At 70.9% G+C, this 17,998-nt stretch carries 17 protein-coding genes; 14 read left to right on the forward strand and 3 right to left on the reverse strand.

Annotated elements, in window-relative coordinates; translation table 11 throughout:
* The first annotated feature begins 62 nt into the window (after nt 1–62).
* From HNR19_RS07895 to holA, 6 genes are all read left to right on the forward strand, one after another.
* Nucleotides 63–1,112, forward strand: a complete 1,050-nt coding sequence (locus HNR19_RS07895) for an ABC transporter ATP-binding protein (RefSeq protein ID WP_179667400.1) — start codon at nt 63–65, stop codon at nt 1,110–1,112.
* Nucleotides 1,109–2,296: an extracellular solute-binding protein gene (locus tag HNR19_RS07900; protein ID WP_179667401.1), complete on the forward strand. Its 1,188-nt coding sequence runs from the start codon at nt 1,109–1,111 to the stop codon at nt 2,294–2,296. The genes HNR19_RS07895 and HNR19_RS07900 overlap by 4 nt, the downstream gene beginning before the upstream one ends.
* A complete protein-coding gene (locus tag HNR19_RS07905; protein WP_179667402.1) occupies nt 2,296–3,174 on the forward strand; it encodes an ABC transporter permease in 879 nt (292 codons plus the stop codon). The genes HNR19_RS07900 and HNR19_RS07905 overlap by 1 nt, the downstream gene beginning before the upstream one ends.
* A 16-nt stretch (nt 3,175–3,190) precedes the next feature.
* Nucleotides 3,191–3,991, forward strand: a complete 801-nt coding sequence (locus tag HNR19_RS07910) for an ABC transporter permease (protein WP_179667403.1) — start codon at nt 3,191–3,193, stop codon at nt 3,989–3,991.
* A 44-nt stretch (nt 3,992–4,035) separates the two neighbouring features.
* Nucleotides 4,036–5,466 carry an aminobutyraldehyde dehydrogenase gene (locus tag HNR19_RS07915; RefSeq protein ID WP_179667404.1) on the forward strand — a complete coding sequence of 477 codons (1,431 nt, stop codon included), beginning with the start codon at nt 4,036–4,038 and terminating at the stop codon, nt 5,464–5,466.
* 89 nt (nt 5,467–5,555) lie between these two features.
* Nucleotides 5,556–6,503 carry a DNA polymerase III subunit delta gene (gene holA / locus HNR19_RS07920; RefSeq protein WP_179667405.1) on the forward strand — a complete coding sequence of 316 codons (948 nt, stop codon included), beginning with the start codon at nt 5,556–5,558 and terminating at the stop codon, nt 6,501–6,503.
* A gap of 112 nt (nt 6,504–6,615) precedes the next feature.
* Here holA and rpsT read toward each other — a convergent pair whose 3' ends face one another.
* On the reverse strand, nt 6,616–6,876 hold the full coding sequence (gene rpsT / locus HNR19_RS07925) for a 30S ribosomal protein S20 (RefSeq protein WP_179667406.1): 261 nt from the start codon (nt 6,874–6,876) through the stop codon (nt 6,616–6,618).
* Nucleotides 6,877–7,041: 165 nt separating this feature from the next.
* Between rpsT and HNR19_RS07930 the strand changes: the two genes are divergently transcribed.
* Nucleotides 7,042–7,515, forward strand: a complete 474-nt coding sequence (locus HNR19_RS07930; RefSeq protein WP_179667407.1) for a hypothetical protein — start codon at nt 7,042–7,044, stop codon at nt 7,513–7,515.
* A 3-nt stretch (nt 7,516–7,518) separates the two neighbouring features.
* Here HNR19_RS07930 and HNR19_RS07935 read toward each other — a convergent pair whose 3' ends face one another.
* Entirely contained in the window at nt 7,519–8,454 is a 936-nt protein-coding gene (locus HNR19_RS07935) for a phosphotransferase family protein (RefSeq protein ID WP_179667408.1), read from the reverse strand.
* Between the two features lie 14 nt (nt 8,455–8,468).
* Nucleotides 8,469–8,879: a VOC family protein gene (locus tag HNR19_RS07940; RefSeq protein WP_179667409.1), complete on the reverse strand. Its 411-nt coding sequence runs from the start codon at nt 8,877–8,879 to the stop codon at nt 8,469–8,471.
* Between the two features lie 106 nt (nt 8,880–8,985).
* Between HNR19_RS07940 and HNR19_RS07945 the strand changes: the two genes are divergently transcribed.
* The 7 genes from HNR19_RS07945 (at nt 8,986) to hemW (ending at nt 17,993) form a co-directional block, all read left to right on the forward strand.
* Entirely contained in the window at nt 8,986–9,933 is a 948-nt protein-coding gene (locus HNR19_RS07945; protein WP_179667410.1) for a helix-turn-helix transcriptional regulator, read from the forward strand.
* Nucleotides 9,934–9,979: 46 nt separating this feature from the next.
* Nucleotides 9,980–11,860, forward strand: a complete 1,881-nt coding sequence (gene lepA / locus HNR19_RS07950; protein ID WP_179667411.1) for a translation elongation factor 4 — start codon at nt 9,980–9,982, stop codon at nt 11,858–11,860.
* A 10-nt stretch (nt 11,861–11,870) separates the two neighbouring features.
* Entirely contained in the window at nt 11,871–13,058 is a 1,188-nt protein-coding gene (locus HNR19_RS07955) for a hypothetical protein (RefSeq protein ID WP_179667412.1), read from the forward strand.
* Nucleotides 13,058–13,993, forward strand: a complete 936-nt coding sequence (locus HNR19_RS07960; protein ID WP_179667413.1) for an aminoglycoside phosphotransferase family protein — start codon at nt 13,058–13,060, stop codon at nt 13,991–13,993. Before HNR19_RS07955 ends, HNR19_RS07960 begins: the two co-directional genes overlap by 1 nt.
* Before the next feature lie 75 nt (nt 13,994–14,068).
* Nucleotides 14,069–14,845: a hypothetical protein gene (locus tag HNR19_RS07965; RefSeq protein WP_179667414.1), complete on the forward strand. Its 777-nt coding sequence runs from the start codon at nt 14,069–14,071 to the stop codon at nt 14,843–14,845.
* Between the two features lie 50 nt (nt 14,846–14,895).
* Complete coding sequence (locus tag HNR19_RS07970) at nt 14,896–16,719, forward strand: AMP-dependent synthetase/ligase (RefSeq protein ID WP_179667415.1); 1,824 nt, start codon at nt 14,896–14,898, stop codon at nt 16,717–16,719.
* Nucleotides 16,720–16,790: 71 nt separating this feature from the next.
* A complete protein-coding gene (hemW, locus tag HNR19_RS07975) occupies nt 16,791–17,993 on the forward strand; it encodes a radical SAM family heme chaperone HemW (RefSeq protein WP_179667416.1) in 1,203 nt (400 codons plus the stop codon).
* Nucleotides 17,994–17,998: the final 5 nt, after the last annotated feature.

Below are 17,998 nucleotides of genomic sequence, written 5' to 3' on the forward strand. Positions count from 1 at the left end.
AACGAAAACGTAACCTCTTCCCTCTAGACATACAATAATCTGGTCTCATATGTTTTCGGCCCATGGAGCCGGCCATCGCCCTGAGCGGCGTGACCAAGCACTTCGGTGACGTGCGCGCCGTCGACGGCGTCGACCTCGAGATCGCCGACGGCGAGTTCTTCTCGATGCTCGGCCCGTCCGGCTCGGGCAAGACCACCGTCCTCCGGCTGATCGCCGGGTTCGAGCGCCCCACGGGCGGGACGATCCGGCTGTCGGGCACGGACGTCACCGGGGCCGCGCCGTTCGAGCGCGACGTCAACACCGTCTTCCAGGACTACGCCCTCTTCCCGCACATGTCGGTGCTCGACAACGTGGCCTACGGGCTGCGCGTGCGCGGGGTCGCCCGCCGGGAGCGTCGCGAGCGGGCCCTCGAGGCGCTGGCGATGGTCCGGCTGCCCGACGTCGGCGACCGCCGGCCGACCCAGCTCTCCGGCGGGCAGCGGCAGCGGATCGCCCTGGCGCGCGCGATCGTGGTGAAGCCGAAGGTGCTGCTCCTCGACGAGCCGCTGGGCGCGCTCGACCTCAAGCTCCGCGAGCAGATGCAGGTCGAGCTCAAGCAGCTCCAGCGCCAGCTCGGCATCACGTTCGTCTTCGTGACCCATGACCAGGAGGAGGCGCTGACCCTCAGCGACCGGATCGCGGTGTTCAACGAGGGCCGCATCGTCCAGCTGGGCACGCCGCGGGCGATCTACGAGGACCCGGTCTCGCCGTACGTCGCCTCCTTCGTGGGCACCACCAACCTGTTCGACGACGCGACGTCGCAGCGCGTCCTCGGGGTGTCCGGGTCGCACGCGATCCGCCCGGAGCGGCTCTCGCTCGGGCCCGCGGACGCGACGTCGAACGGGACCGGCGACCTGGTGCTGCGCGCGAAGGTGGTCGAGGTCATCTACCTCGGCTCGGCCAACCGGGTCCATGTGCGGCTCGAGGACGGCACCCCTGTGGTCGTCCTCGAGCAGAGTTCGGGATCGCTCCCTGCCCCCGAACACCGTGGTGACGAGGTCACCGTCCGCTTCGCCCGTGCCGACGTGGTCGCGCTGGCGGGGGACACCGAGAAGTCAGGAGACACCCAATGAATCGCATCAAGAGACTCGGGCGTGGACCGGTGGCCTGCCTCGCGGTCCTGTCCGTCCTCGCGCTCGCCGCCGGCTGTGGCGACGACGAGGGCGACGGATCGACCGAGGCCGTCGAGGAGCTCGGCGAGCTCGAGGGCGAGGTCTCGATCCTCGCCTGGCCGGGCTACGTCGAGGACGGCAGCAACGACCCCAACGTCGACTGGGTCACCCCGTTCGAGGAGGAGACCGGCTGCGAGGTGACGAGCAAGGTCTACGGCACGTCCGACGAGGCGCTCAACCTCGCCAAGTCCGGCGACTACGACGTCATCGCCGCCTCCGGCGACCTGTCGCTGCGGCTGATCGCCTCCGACGAGGCGCAGGCCATCAACACCGACCTGGTGCCCAACTACGAGAACGTCTACGACTTCCTCAAGGACACCGAGTGGAATACCGTCGACGGTGAGAACTACGGCGTCCCGCACGGGTACGGCGCCAACCTGCTCATGTACAACAAGTCCGCCTACGACACCCCGCCCACGTCGTGGAGCGCGGTGTTCGACCCGGCCGAGATGGAGGGCGTGAAGGGCAAGGTCACCGCCTACGACTCGCCGATCTACATCGCCGACGCGGCGCTCTACCTGATGAACACCCAGCCCGACCTGGGCATCGAGAACCCGTACGCGCTCGACGAGGACCAGCTCGCCGCCGCGGTCGAGGTGCTCAAGACCCAGCGCGAGTACATCGGCGAGTACTGGTCGGACTACCTCAAGGAGATCTCCGCCTTCGAGACCGGCGACTCCGTCGTCGGCACGACCTGGCAGGTGATCGTCAACAACATCAAGAACAAGGACGTCGAGGCGATCCTCCCCGACGAGGGCGCGACCGCGTGGAACGACACCTGGATGCTGTCTTCGCAGGCGGAGCACCCCAACTGCGCCTACAAGTGGATGGACTACATCATCAGCCCGGAGGGCAACGCCGCGGCGACGATGTACTTCGGCGAGGCGCCGAACAGCGACGAGGCGTGCCAGGTGAGCCCGGAGGCCGAGGAGCACTGCAAGCTCTTCAACGCCGGTGACGAGGAGTTCTCCGACAAGCTCTGGTACTGGCGCACGCCGATCAAGGAGTGCCTGGACGGCCGCACCGACGTCGAGTGCACCGACTACGCCCAGTGGACCGAGGCCTGGACGGAGATCAAGGGCTGATGGAGAGGTCGGACCGCCGGCCGGTATCCCGGCTCCTGCACCGCTGGCCGGCGGTCCGGCTGACCCTGCTGCTGGCCACGCCGCTGGCGTGGCTGCTCCTGGTCTACGTCGTGGCGCTGGCGGCGCTGCTCGTGACCGCGTTCTGGTCGACCGACAGCCTGTCGGGTGAGATCGACAAGAGCACCTGGAGCCTGGACAACTTCCGGACCCTGTTCGAGAACGAGGTCTACCGCAACGTCACGCTGCGCACCGTCGGGGTCGCGGCCGCGGTGACGGTGATCGACGTCGCGATCGCGCTGCCGATCGCGTTCTACATGGCCAAGATGGCCTCGCCCCGTGCGCGACGGTGGCTCGTGGTCGCCGTGCTCACCCCGCTGTGGGCCAGCTACCTGGTGAAGGCGTTCGCCTGGCGTGCCGTGCTCTCCGAGGGCGGTCTGGTCGAGTGGGCGGGTGGCGTGCTCGGCATCGAGTCTCCCGGCTACGGCCTCCCCGCGGTGATCATGACGCAGGCCTACATCTGGCTGCCCTACGTGATCCTGCCGATCTACGCCGGGCTGGAGCGGGTGCCGAACTCCCTCCTCGAGGCGGCCGGCGACCTGGGCGCGAGCAACGGCCGCGCCGTACGCACGATCGTGCTGCCGTTGCTGCTGCCCGCGATCATCGCCGGCACGATCTTCAGCTTCTCGCTCACGCTCGGCGACTACATCACCGTCAACATCGTCGGTGGGGCCAACCAGATGCTCGGCAACCTGGTCTACGTCAACGCCGGGGCGGCCAACAACCTGCCGCTCGCCGCGACCATCGCGCTGGTGCCGATCGTGATCATGCTCGTCTACCTGGCGATCGTGCGCCGTACCGGCGCCCTGGAGAACCTGTGAGCACGGGAGGACTGCGATGACGTTCAGCACGACGACGCGCCGGCTGCTGGCGGTGGCGACCGGCCTGGTGCTGCTCGTCATGTACGTGCCGCTCCTGGTGGTGGTCGCCAACTCGTTCAACGCCAACCAGGCGATGACGTGGCCGCCGACGGACCTCACCGTCGAGTGGTGGGGCAAGGCGGCCGACAGCGCCGGCGTCAGGGAGGCGGTGTGGACCTCGGTCCAGGTCGCGCTGCTGGCGACGCTGATCGCGCTGGTGCTCGGCACCCTGCTCGGCGTCGCCCTGTCCCGCTACTCGTTCTTCGGGCGGTCCAGCGTGAACCTGCTGGTCATCCTGCCGATCGCGCTGCCCGGCGTCGTGACCGGTATCGCGCTGGCCAACGGATTCCGGGCGATCCTCGGCGTGGACCTCTCCCTCTGGACGATCGTCGTCGCGCATGCGACCTTCTGCATCGTGACGGTGTTCAACAACGTCCAGGCCCGGCTGCGCCGGATGGGAGGCAACCTCGAGGAGGCGTCGGCCGACCTCGGTGCCGGCGTGTTCATGACGTTCCGGCTGGTGACGTTCCCGCAGCTGCGCTCGGCCCTGCTGGCCGGCGGGCTGCTCGCGTTCGCCCTCAGCTTCGACGAGATCATCGTGACCACGTTCACCGCGGGCGGAGGGGCGAAGACCCTGCCGATCTGGATCCTGGAGAACATGTTCCGGCCGATCCAGGCGCCGGTCGTCAACGTGGTGGCCGTGATGCTGATCATCCTCTCGGTCGTCCCCATCTGGCTCGCGCAACGATTGTCGGGGGACACCGACGCCCTGCGCTGACCCGGCGCACCGCACCGACCGACCACACCAGGAAGGCACACCACATGACCACCGTGCAGAACTTCATCGGCGGAGAGCTCGTCGACGCGGCCGACGGCGGCACCATGCCGCTCGTCGACCCGACGACCGGCGAGGCCTACGGCACGGCGCCCAACTCCGGCCCCGGTGACGTCGACAAGGCGTATGCCGCCGCCGACGCGGCCTTCAAGGACTGGAAGCGCACCACGCCGTCGGACCGCCAGAAGGCGATCCTCGCGTTCGCCGACGAGGTCGAGAAGCGCGCCGACGAGCTGGTCGCTGCCGAGGGCCGCAACACGGGCAAGCCCGACCATGTGACCAAGGCGGAGGAGATCCCGCCGATGGTCGACCAGATCCGGTTCTTCGCCGGCGCCGCGCGGGTGCTCGAGGGACGCTCAGCAGGGGAGTACATGGAGGGCCACACCTCGTGGATCCGCCGCGAGCCCGTCGGCGTCATCGGTCAGGTCACGCCGTGGAACTACCCGATGATGATGGCGATCTGGAAGTTCGTCCCGGCGATCGCCGCCGGCAACACGGTGGTGATCAAGCCGTCCGACACGACGCCGGTCACGACCGTGATGATGGCCGAGATGGCCTCCCACCACTTCCCGGCCGGCGTGCTCAACGTCGTCTGCGGCGACCGGGAGACCGGCGCCGCGGTCGTCGGCCACCGGACCCCCGAGATGGTGTCGATCACCGGTTCCGTCGCGGCCGGCCGGAAGGTCGCCGTCAGCGCGGGCGAGAACCTCAAGCGGTCGCACCTCGAGCTCGGCGGCAAGGCGCCGGTCGTCGTGTACGGCGACGCGGACCTGGCCGCCGCGGCGGAGGGCATCGCCGTCGCCGGGTTCTTCAACGCCGGCCAGGACTGCACCGCCGCGACCCGGGTCCTCGCGCACCGGTCGATCGCGAAGGACCTGGCGGCGGCACTCTCGGAGCAGGCCGCGGGGGCGATCACCACCTACGGACGCGACGCCGGCGACGAGGACGCGTGGGTGCCGCCGGTCAACAACGCCAACCAGCTCGACCGCGTGCTGGGGATGCTCGGCCAGGTGCCCGACCACGGGGAGGTCGTCACCGGGGGAGCGCGCCAGGGCGACCGCGGCTTCTACGTCGCGCCGACGGTCGTCTCCGGGCTGCGGCAGGACGACGTCCTGAGCCAGCAGGAGATCTTCGGCCCGGTCATCACGATCCAGGAGTTCGGCGACGACGACGACCCGATCGCGCTCGCCAACGGGGTCGAGTACGGCCTCGCGTCCTCGGTGTGGACCCGCGACGTGTCCAAGGCGCTCAACGCCAGCGCCGGCCTCGACTTCGGCTGCGTCTGGATCAACACCCACATCCCGCTCGTGGCCGAGATGCCGCACGGCGGCTTCAAGTCCTCCGGTCACGGCAAGGACCTGTCGATGTACGGCCTCGAGGACTACACGCGCATCAAGCACGTGATGGCGGCGCTGTAGGAGCCGGAGGTTTCGAGGCTCGTCGCTAGCGCTCCTCGCACCTCAACCACCGGCCGAGCGCGTCGGACCCCTATGGGAAGGTGTGAACCATGCAGGCGAGCGACGTGCTGGGCCGGGTCACGCTGGTCACCGGCAAGGAGGAGTTCCTCGCCGCGCGGGCGGTCGACGACGTGCGCGCGACCGTCCGCGGCCACGACCCGGAGGCCGAGTTCTCCGAGGCCGCCGCGTCCGAGCTGACCCTGGCCACGCTCGGCGAGCTGTCGGCGCCGTCGCTGTTCTCCGCCGTGCGCTGCGTCGTCGTACGAGCGCTGGAGGACCTGCCCGACGAGTCGGTCGCCGGCATCCTCGACTACGCCGCGGCGCCGGCCGACGAGGTCGCGCTCGTGCTCGTCCACTCCGGCGGCGCCAAGGGGAGCGGCGTGCTGGCCAAGCTGCGCAAGATCGGCGCCGTCACCGAGGTCAAGACCGGCGAGGTCAAGCCGTGGGAGATGCCCGGGTTCGCGACGAGCGAGGCCCGGCGGCTCGGCGCGCGGCTCGACCAGCCCGCGGCCGAGGTGCTCGTCGCCGCCGTCGGCGAGGACCTGCGCTCGCTGACCGCCGCCGTCGACCAGCTCGTCAACGACTTCCCCGGCGCCCGGATCGACGAGGAGAAGGTGCGGCGCTACTTCGGCGGGCGCGCCGAGGTGAAGAACTACGAGATCGCCGACGCGATCCTCGCCGGCCAGCGCGAGCAGGCGCTGCGCGAGCTGCGCTGGGCACTCGAGGCCGGCACGTCGGAGGTCTACATCCTGTCGGCCATCGCCGGGCAGGTGCGGTCGCTGGCCAACCACATCGGCGGCAACCGCGACTCCAAGCTGCCCCCGTTCCGGGTGAAGAAGCTCAACACCCAGGCCCGCGGGTGGTCCGAGCAGGGCATCGGGCGCGCCGTGCGCTCCGTGGCGCAGGCCGACGCCGACCTCAAGGGGGCCGCGAGCGACCCGGCCTACACGATGGAGCGCCTGGTCCTCACCCTCGCCGCGTTCCGCGACGCCCGCTGACGCCGAGCCGGCTCGTCGTCACGCGAAAAATGCAGCGAGCCGGCTCGCTGTCACGCGGGAGGCGTGAGGACGAGCCGACTCGGCGGGACTCCGGACCGGAGTCAGGAAGTCGTCAGAGAGACGCGGCCTTCTTGGAGATCGCGGACTTGCGGTTCGCGGCCTGGTTCTTGTGGATGACGCCCTTGGAGGCGGCCTTGTCGAGCTTGCGGTTGGCCTCGCGGCCCAGCTCGATTGCCTTCTCCTTGTCGCCGGCCTCGGCGGCCTCGCGGAACTTGCGGACGGCGGACTTCAGGCCCGTCTTGACGGCCTTGTTGCGCTCGTGCCGCTTCTCGTTCTGCTTGTTCCGCTTGATCTGGCTCTTGATGTTCGCCACTGTGTGTACGCCTCTGGGTGGTAGTGATCTGGTCTGGTCCGGAGTGCGTCGGCGCAGGCGGAAACGCACTGCTGACGCGACGGACAAGGCTAACAGCGGTGACAGATCAGCCCCAAATCGGCTGAACGCCTTCCGGCGACGGGCCGGATGTGCCACATTCCGGCCGTGGATACCGGCTCCGCCCCCAAGCCGCCCAATCTGCTGGTGATGCTTCTCATCGGCGTGGGCTCCATCGCTGTCTTCGCCGTGGTCGCCATGGGCGTCATGTCCGACGACCCCGACGTGCGCGGCGGCTCGATCTTCGGCCTGATCGCGGCCCTGGCGCTCGTCGTCGTCGTCCTGGCCGTACGACGGGCGCGCGCCCGTCGCGAGGAGCGCGACCGGGTGCTCGACGCGGGCACGATGCACCGAGCGCGGATCGTCAGCGTGCGCACCGAGGGCGCGAACGAGCTCCGGACCCGGGTGGGCTTCGAGCTCGAGGTCCTGCCCGAGGTGGGGGAGCCGTATCGCGTCTTCTGCTCCGAGTCGGTGCCCAACCTCGCCATCCCGCGGATCCAGCCCGACGCGGTGATCGACGTCTGGGTGGACGCCGAGGACCGGCAGCGCGTCGTCATCGACCCCGAGCTGCTCGGCAGCTGAGGATCACCGCCAGCCGCGGCGCTCGAACAACCAGTCCCGCAGCACGTCGCGCTGCCACGCCTGCGCCAGCCGCAGGTACGGCGACGTCGCGGGCACGGGTTGCTCCGAGCAGGCCCAGAAGTAGCCGAGGACGAGTGCCATCGCGACGTCCAGCGACTCGGGCGGCACCTTGCTGAGCAACGGGTGTGCCGCGATGTGCGCCTCCACGTCGAGCCCGTCGCCCCGCGGGCCGATCAGCAGGAAGAACGAGTCGAGCCAGTCGGCCCCGATCACCGGCCAGTTCCAGTCGCACAGCACGACCGAGCCGTCCGGTCGCAGGAGCAGGTTGTCGTCCCGGATGTCGCAGTGCACCAGGGTGTCGCCGGCGACGACGTCGACGTACTGCTCGGCGAGGGCGCGCAGCTCCGTGGCGCGCGGGGTGCCGACCCGGTCCCACATCGCGGGCCACTCCGCGAACGCCTCGGCAGCGGTCTCGACCTCGATCGGCGACGGGGTGAGGACCCGCGCCACGTCGAGCGCCATCGTCGAAGCGGCGGCGAGCTCGTCGGAGACCCACGGCCGCTGCGGGTGCCGGCCCTCGACGTACTCGAAGCCGAGCACGACCCAGTCGTCGGCGTCGTGCAGCCACCGCAGCGCGGGAGCCGGCGTCTCGGGCGGCAGTGCCCGCAGCTTGCGGGCCTCCTCCCGATAGGCCTCCGCGAACATCCGCTGCGCCTTGACCGACGCGGCCTTAACGAAGTGACGACCGCCGTCCTCGCAGGTGAGCACGGAGGCGAAGCCGGGGGTGAAGCCCGTCGTCCGTGACTCCGCCTCGGCCACCGGGGAGCCGAGGCGGCGCTCGACCTCTGCCCGGACGTGCGGCGGCAGGTGGACCCACTCCAGGCGGCGGGCGGTGCGGCCGTGGGGCAGGGTCGACGGGTGCGGGACGGCGGCGGTCACCGCCCCATCCTCGCTCAGGCGCCGAGCTGCTCGAGGTAGTGCGGGCTCTGCATCAGGCCGATCACGTTGCCGAACGGGTCGGCGACGGTCGCGATCACCCATCCGGGCGCCTCCAGGTCCCGCGGCTCCGCGAGGCCCGTCGCGCCGAGGGAGAGCAGCCGGTCGTAGGCGGCCCGTACGTCGTCGACGTGCCAGTGCATGACCGCGCCGGCGTGGGTCGCGTCGGAGTAGCCGTCGGGGCGGAACCGGCTGTCGAGCAGGCCCAGCTCGTCCTGGCTGTCACCGATGCGGAACTCGACGTACATCGGCTCCTCGGCACTCGGCCGCACGAAGTAGGGCTCGACGTCGAGCAGGCGCCGGTACCAGGCCGTGGCGGCGCGGACGTCGTCGACGAAGTAGTTGATGGTGGTGAATCCACGGAACATGACTGCCTCCTGGGGCGGTGGTGGGCGGTGCCGGTCGGGTCGATGACTCGAGTCTTCCAGCGAAAGTGCTCAGGGAATGAGCACTTTGTTGGGCCAGACTGACGGCATGCGCGCGGACCGGATGATCGCGACCTTGCTGCTCCTCCAGGCGCGGGGGCGGGTGACGGCGGCGGAGCTGGCGCGGGAGCTCGAGGTGTCGGTCGCGACCGCGCGGCGGGATCTCGAGGCGCTGTCGATGGCGGGCGTCCCGGTCTACCCCCAGCCCGGTCGCGGCGGCGGCTGGTCCCTCGTCGGCGGCGCCCGCACGGACCTGAGCGGCCTCAACGCCGCCGAGGCGCAGGCGCTGTTCACGATGCTGGGACCCGCCGCCGGGGGCTCGCCCGAGACCGCGTCGGCCCTGCGCAAGCTGTTGCGCGCGCTGCCCGGGCCGTTCCGTGCGGACGCCGAGGCTGCTGCGGCCGCCGTCCGGCTCGACGACACGGGCTGGGGCGAGATCGGCGCCGAGCGGCCGCCGTACGTCGACGTCCTGCAACGCGCGATCGTCGACCGCCGGCGGGTCCGCGTCGACTACGCGCGGCGCGAGGGAGAGCGCAGCACCCGCCTGCTGGACCCGCTGGGCCTCGTCGCCAAGGACGGCGTCTGGTACCTGCTCGCGACCCGGGCGGGGGAGGAGGAGACCCGCACCTACCGGGTCGACCGGGTGCGGGCGGCCGAGGTGACCGCCGAGCCGGCCGACCGGCCGGAGACGTTCGACCTCGCTCGGGAGTGGCAGCGCGTCGTCGCGTTCGTCGAGGGCCGGCGCTCGCTGGTGCGCGCGACGCTACGGGTGGCGCGCCGCCACCTGTGGGTGCTCCGCGACCACTTCGGCACCTACCTCGAGATCGTCGAGGACGACGATCTCGAGCGGATCACCGTGTCGGTCGCAGCGCACACGGCCCGCTCGGTCGCGGAGCAGCTCGCCGGGTGGGGCGCGATGATCGAGGTGACCGGTCCGGACGCGGTGCGCGCGGAGCTGGCCCGGATCGGCCGGGAGCTGTTCGACTGCTATCGGTGATCAGGATTCACCGGAGCAGGCGGCCCTTTGGAAGAATGGGCGGATCATGCCGCCGACTGCCGCCAGTGCCCCGAAGCCGGGCCACACCGACCCCGCGATCATCCGCAACTTCTGCATCATCGCGCACATCGACCACGGCAAGTCGACGCTCGCCGACCGGATGCTCCAGCTGACCGGGGTGCTGAGCGAGCGCGACGCGAAGGCGCAGTACCTCGACCGGATGGACATCGAGCGCGAGCGCGGCATCACGATCAAGAGCCAGGCCGTGCGGATGCCGTGGACGGTCGCCGACGGCAACGCCGAGGGCGCCGAGCCGGGCACCTACGTGCTCAACATGATCGACACCCCGGGCCACGTGGACTTCACCTACGAGGTGTCCCGGAGCCTCCAGGCGTGCGAGGCCGCGATCCTCCTGGTCGACGCGGCACAGGGCATCGAGGCGCAGACGCTCGCCAACCTCTACCTGGCGATGGGTGCCGACCTGCACATCATCCCGGTGCTCAACAAGATCGACCTGCCGTCCGCCAACGTCGACAAGTACGCCCTCGAGCTGGCCAACCTCGTCGGCTGCGAGCCCGAGGACGTGCTGCTCACCTCGGCGAAGACCGGCGTGGGGGTCGAGGCGCTGCTCAACGAGATCGTCAAGCAGACGCCGCCACCCGTCGGCGACGCGGACGCGCCCGCCCGCGCGCTGATCTTCGACTCCGTCTACGACACCTACCGCGGCGTGGTGACCTACGTCCGGGTCGTCGACGGCAAGCTGACCCACCGCGACCGCATCAAGATGATGTCGACCGGCGCGGTGCACGAGATGCTCGAGGTCGGCGTCATCAGCCCTGAGCCGGTCAAGGCCGGCGAGCTCGGTGTCGGCGAGACGGGCTACCTGATCACCGGCGTGAAGGACGTCCGCCAGTCGCGGGTCGGTGACACCGTCACCAGCCAGCACCACGGCGCGAGCGAGCCGCTCGGCGGCTACGCCCACCCCAACCCGATGGTCTACGCCGGGCTCTACCCGATCGACGGCGACCAGTACCCCGAGCTCCGTGACGCGCTCGAGAAGCTCCAGCTCAACGACGCCTCGCTGACCTACGAGCCGGAGACCTCGGGAGCGCTGGGCTTCGGCTTCCGCTGCGGCTTCCTCGGGCTGCTCCACATGGAGATCACCCGCGAGCGGCTCGAGCGCGAGTTCAACCTCGACCTGATCTCGACCGCGCCCAACGTGGTCTACGAGGTGGTCATGGAGGACGGGTCCGAGCTCACGGTGACCAACCCGAGCGAGTATCCCGACGGCAAGATCGCCGAGGTGCGCGAGCCGGTCGTGAGCGCGACGATCCTCGCGCCGGCCGACTACATCGGCACGATCATGGAGCTGTGCCAGCAGAAGCGCGGCACCCTCCTGGGCATGGACTACCTGTCCGAGGACCGGGTCGAGATGCGCTACACGCTGCCGATGGGCGAGATCGCGTTCGACTTCTTCGACCAGCTGAAGTCGAAGACGAAGGGCTACGCCTCCCTCAACTACGAGCGGTCCGGCGAGCAGACGGCCGACCTGGTGAAGGTCGACATCCTGCTCCAGGGCGAGCCCGTCGACGCGTTCTCGGCGATCGTGCACCGCGAGGCGGCCTACGGCTACGGCGTGATGATGGCCGGCAAGCTCAAGGAGCTCATCCCGCGGCAGCAGTTCGAAGTCCCGATCCAGGCCGCGATCGGAGCCCGCGTGATCGCCCGCGAGAACATCCGCGCGATCCGCAAGGACGTGCTCGCCAAGTGCTACGGCGGTGACATCACCCGCAAGCGGAAGCTGCTGGAGAAGCAGAAGGAGGGAAAGAAGCGGATGAAGATGGTCGGCCGCGTCGAGGTCCCCCAGGAGGCGTTCGTCGCCGCGCTCTCCACCACCGGCCCCGGCGGGGACAAGCCGAAGAAGTGAGACGTACGGCGTGACCGGTCGCGCGGCCGGACGGCGCACGCGGTGGTGGGCGCTGCTCGGTGCCGCCGCCACGCTGACGGCCGCGCCGGCGGCGTACGGCGTGCTCGTCCTGGGTGGCGACGGCTCCGCTACGCAGGACCCGGCGCCCGAGGGTCGCTCCGCCTCCCCGGACGCGGTCGTCGGCGCCGGCGTCGCGGAGGACCTCGACGACCTGCTCTGGAGTCCCGCCGACGTGCTCGGCAGCGCGCTCGACACCTGCGGCTCGGTCGCCGTGATGGCCGACCCTGACCGCCCCCTCGAGGTCGTCGTGCCCGCCGAGGACCGCGTCGTCGTGCCGCGGGTCGACGCGCCCCGCGGGTTCGGCGACGAGGTCGACGCGGCGCGCTGGACGACCGCCGGCGGCTGCGTGCCGACGACGTCCGGGCCGGTGGTCGTCGTCGAGGCCCAGCGCACGACCGACGATCTCGGGGAGCCCGGGCCCAAGCTCGTGGCGGGGTTCACCGACGAGGGCGACCAGCTGTGGGTGCGTGAGGAGCGGCCGACCGTGTTCGGCAGCTACGAGGGACGCGGGGCGTTCGTGCTCGAGGACGCGGACCGCCGGCGCTGGACGATCGTCGACGCCCGCACCGGGGACACCATCGCCGCCGGCAGCCCGCGCCGGCACCAGCCCACCGTGCCGGTGACGACCGAGCTGGTCGGCGACCTCGGGGGAGGGCTGGTCCGCTACCCGCAGAGCCGGCAGGTCGGCGACATCGCCACCGCGATCGCCCAGGTCGACGACGACCGGATCATCGCGACGGACGTCGACGGCATCGGGGTGGTGCGGATCGACGGCCTGGAGCGGGAGTGGGGACGCCACGACCTGGCGCCGTCGGTGCTCTGGGACGAGGTGGCCGACCTGTCGACGGGAGTGGCCGTGCTCTTCGACTACCGCAGCGGGATCCGCGGCGTCGACCTCCGCACCGGCAAGGACCGATGGAAGGCCGACGTGCGCCGCGACGACGTCAACGGGCTGGAGATGCAGGTCGGCTCCGGCGTCGTGGTCTTCCGGACCTCCAGCGGCGGGGAGCAGGTCGTGCTGGACTCCGCGACCGGCGAGCGGCTGCGGCCGCGCGGCACCGTGGTCGCCGACCAGGACCTGCTGCTCCTGGTCGCTGCGAGCGGCACCCGCGCCGTCACCGTCGACGAGCTGCGCTGATGCTGCCGGGTCCGATCCCGCCGGCGCTCGACGCCCAACGCCGTCTCGGGCCGGAGTGGATCGACTGGCTCGACCGGCTGCCCGCGCTCGCGACGGCGGTCGCCGATGAGTGGGGCCTGGAGTTCGAGGGACCGCTGTGGCACGGCTTCTGCTCGCTCGTCGCGCCGGTGCGCGGCGAGGACGGCGATGCCGTGCTCAAGATCGGCCTCCCCGACGACGAGTCGGAGCACGAGCACCTCGCCCTCCGGCGCTGGCAGGGCCGCGGCGCCGTACGCCTGCTCCGGGCGGACCCGTCCCGGCGCGCGACGCTGCTCGAGCGCCTCGACACCACCGACCTGTCGGACCACTGGGACGAGGAGGCGTGCGAGATCGTCGCCGGGCTGTACGGCGACCTGCACGTGCCGCCGATGCCGCAGCTCCGCGAGCAGGCGTCGTACGTCGCCCGGTGGGCCGAGGCCCTGGCGGCCGACGCGCGGGAGGTGCCGGTGCCGCGCCGCCTCGTCGACCAGGCCGTCTCGCTCGCGCGCGACCTCTGCCAGGAGCCCGCCACCGCGGTGATCCACGCCGACCTGCACTACGAGAACGTGCTGCTGGCCGAGCGCGACGGCGCGCCCGCCTGGGTGGCGATCGACCCGAAGCCGACCAACGGCGACCCGCACTACGAGCCCGCGCCGATGCTGCTCAACCGGTTCGACGAGCTCGGCGCCGCGGGGTCGTTCGACTCGGTGCGCGACCAGCTGCGCCGCAGGTTCCACGTGCTCGTCGACGGCGCCGCGCTCGACGAGCCCCGTGCCCGGGACTGGGTCGTCGTGCGGGCGGTCCTCGACGCCCACTGGGCGTTCGAGGACGCGCGGCGCGCGGGGCGGGCGCTCGACAAGGAGGAGCGCGAGCACGTCACGCGCTGCATCACCGTCGCCAAGGCCGTGCAGGACTGAAGGTCCGGGCAGGACGAACGACACGATTCTCGCCGTTCGGCTGCGGCACGGTGGCGCGGCATGCAGGATCTGCGCGTGCCACGGACTCTTCGGGCTGTTGCCCTCATCTGCCTGACCGCCGTCGCGGTCGCCTTGCCCGCCTCCGCGAACGCCGAGCGCTGGACGACCACCGACCCGCGCGAGGACGTGCGCGGCGTCCAGTTCACGCCGGAGCCCCCGCCCTGCGGCACGCATGCCGAGATCGTGGCGACCGAGGCGACGAACGAGGACATCACCCGGCTGCGCGTGCGGCACACCCGCACCCATGTCCACCTCCGCGCCCGCTTTCGCGACCTCGACGAGGCGCTCGAGCAGAACGTGACCTTCCACCTGGCGACCGATGACAACGCGTGGATGCTCGACATCCTCCGCTGGCAGCGGAACGACGGCACGTTCCGCCGCGTGCAGAGCTTCCTCGCCCAGACCCCGGAGGAACCTGAGCCCGAGGACATCGACGAGTGCGGCGGCTACATGATCGGCATGATCGGCATCAACTGCCGCACGAGCCCGGAGATCGACCACGAGGCCGACGTCATCACCGCTGCGATCCCGCGCCGTTGCGTCAGCAACCCGCGCTGGGTGCGGGCGGGCGTCGAGAACTACGGCGACTCCGAAGTCGGTGGCACGCCGACGTTCCTCCACGACCAGTGGGGCGACGCGGCGGACACGGACTCGCTGATCGTATCCCCGCTGGGAGCCCGAGTCCGGGCACCGCGCGGTGCCGACGTGCGCCAGACCGCCGGTCCGGCGCCTACTTCCGGACGGGCCGTCGGTCTAGTCGGTGGTCCCGGCTACCGGTGGGTACGCCAGTGATCTAGGTTACTGACCAACCCCGTCCGGTCCCGGAGTGCATGAGGAGCGTCATGCCCATCAACCACGACACCAGCTTCCTGGCGCAGATGCCGCAGAACGTCGCGATGCAGTTCCTCGACCGCGTCGACGCGTCCGGTGGCCACGAGGCCTTCCGCTTCCCCAAGGGCGACTCCTGGGAGTCCGTCACCTGGCGCGAGGTGGGGGAGCGCGTACGGCGTCTCGCGGCCGGCCTGCGCGCGCTCGGCCTGGAGAACGAGCAGCGCGTCGGTATCGCGTCGGCCACCCGCTACGAGTGGATCCTCGCCGACCTCGCGATCATGTGCGCCGGTGGCGCCACCACGACGGTCTACCCGACGACGGGCGGCGACGACACCGCCTACATCCTGGGCGACTCCGAGTGCCGCGTCGTCTTCGCCGAGGACGCGGCCCAGGTCGACAAGCTCCGCGACCACAAGGCCGAGCTGCCGGCCCTGGAGAAGGTCGTGGTCTTCGACGAGGGGCTCGCCGACAACGAGTGGGTGATCAGCCTCGACACCCTCGCCACCATGGGCGACGGCTACCTCGGCGACCACCCCGACGCGATCGAGACGATCGCCAAGGAGATCCAGCCCGACCAGCTCGCCACCCTGATCTACACGTCTGGCACCACCGGCAAGCCCAAGGGCGTCCGGCTGCTCCACCGGTCGTGGGTGTTCGAGGGCGAGGCGATCAAGGCGCAGGGGCTCCTGACCGAGGACGACCTCCAGTTCCTGTGGCTGCCGATGGCCCACTCGTTCGGCAAGGTGCTGCTGTCGACGCAGCTCGCCTGTGGCTTCGCCACCGCGATCGACGGCCGGGTCGACAAGATCGTCGACAACCTGGGCGTCGTGAAGCCGACGTTCATGGGCGCCGCGCCGCGCATCTTCGAGAAGGCGCACGCGCGGATCGTCACCATGACCGAGGCCGAGGGCGGTGCGAAGGAGAAGATCTTCAAGCAGGCGTTCAAGGTCGGCACCGAGGTCGACCGCCTGACCCGCGAGGGCAAGAAGATCCCGCTGCCCCTCAAGCTCCAGCACGGCCTCTTCGACAAGCTCGTGTTCAGCAAGGTGCGCGACCGCTTCGGTGGCCGGGTCCGGTTCTTCATCTCCGGCTCCGCCGCCCTGAACGCCGACATCGCCGCCTGGTTCAACGCCGCGGGCATCGTCATCCTCGAGGGCTACGGCATGACCGAGAACGCCGCCGGCGCCACGGTCAACCACCCCGACGACAACCGCATCGGCACCGTCGGTTCGCCGTTCCCGGGCACCGAGGTGCGCATCGGCGAGGGCGGCGAGGTCCAGCTCAAGGGCCCGCACATCATGGCCGGCTACCACAACCTCCCCGACGCGACGACCGAGGCGTTCACGGAGGACGGCTGGCTGCGCACCGGAGACAAGGGCGAGCTCGACGCCGACGGCTACCTGCGGATCACCGGCCGCATCAAGGAGCTGTTCAAGACCTCCGGCGGCAAGTACATCGCGCCCCCCGCCATCGAGGCGAAGTTCAAGGCGATCTGCCCCTACGTCAGCCAGTTCATGGTCTTCGGCGCGGAGCGCAACTTCGTCGTCGCGCTGATCACCCTCGACCCCGACGCGATCGCCGGGTGGGCGCAGGAGAACGGCATGCCCGACGCTTCGTATACCGACATCGTCCGCTCCGAGAAGGTGCGCGCGATGATCGGCGACTACGTCGACGAGCTCAACGGCCACCTCAACCGGTGGGAGACCATCAAGAAGTGGGAGCTGCTCGACCACGACCTCACCATCGAGTCCGGTGAGCTCACCCCGTCGCTGAAGGTGAAGCGCGCGGTCGTGGAGAAGAACAACTCCGAGCTCATCGACAGCTTCTACGGCTGACCTCCCAGGCGCCGGTGTGAGCCGGTCCGGCTGATTCGGGCGGCGGGCGGTCGCCGTAGGACACTGGTCGCATGCCGTCCGCACTGCCCGAGGGAGACCCCGCCCCGGCCGACGGCTCCCTCCCGGAGGCCGCCCTCGCCGGCGTCGGCACCCGGCCGTTCGGGCTCTACGTGCACGTGCCGTTCTGCACGGTCCGCTGCGGCTACTGCGACTTCAACACCTACACCGCGATCGAGCTCGGCTCCGGCGTCTCCCGTGCCACGTACGTCGACCAGGCCGTCGCCGAGGTGCGGCTCGCGCGGTCGGTGCTCGGCGACCGCGACGTGCCGGTGCAGACGGTGTTCCTCGGCGGCGGCACGCCGACCCTCCTGCCCGCCGAGGACCTCGGCCGGATCCTGCGGGCGATCGACGAGGAGCTCGGGCTCGCGCCCGGCGCGGAGGTCACGACCGAGGCCAACCCCGACTCCGTCGACCTCGCCTACCTCGAGCGGCTGCGAGCCGCCGGCTACACCCGGGTCTCGTTCGGCATGCAGTCGGCGGTGCCGCACGTGCTGGCGACGCTGGACCGCACCCACGACCCGGAGCGGGTGCCGCAGGTCGTCGAGGCCGCTCGCGCTGCAGGCTTCGACCAGCTCAGCCTCGACCTCATCTACGGCACGCCGGGGGAGTCCCTCGCCGACTGGGACACGACCCTGGCGGCCGCGACGGCGAGCCGGCCCGACCACGTCTCGGCGTACTCCCTGATCGTCGAGGAGGGCACCGCCCTGGCCCGCCGGGTCAAGCGCGGTGAGCTTCCGATGCCCGACGAGGACGATCTTGCGGACAAGTACGTCGCGGCCGACGAGCACCTCGGTGCCGCGGGGCTCGGGTGGTACGAGGTGTCCAACTGGTCGCGCCCGGGCGCGGAGTGCCGCCACAACCTGGGCTACTGGCGCGGCGACGACTGGTGGGGCGTCGGGCCGGGCGCGCACAGCCACGTCGGCGGGGTGCGGTGGTGGAACGTCAAACACCCCGCGGCGTACGCCGACCGCCTGGGCGCCGGGGTCAGTCCCGCACATGCGCGGGAGGTGCTCGACGACGACACCCGCCACGTCGAGCGGGTGCTGCTCGAGGTGCGGCTCCGCGACGGTCTCCCGATGAGCGCGGTCGACAGGGACGCACCGGTCGCCGAGCTCGTCGCCGATGGCCTGGTCGAGCCGTCGACGGACCGGCTGGTGCTGACCCGCAGGGGCCGGCTGCTGGCCGACGCAGTGGTTCGCGACCTTCTGCCGTAGCCGGG

This window comes from Nocardioides thalensis (assembly GCF_013410655.1).
GTDB classification, from domain to species: Bacteria; Actinomycetota; Actinomycetes; order Propionibacteriales; family Nocardioidaceae; genus Nocardioides; species Nocardioides thalensis.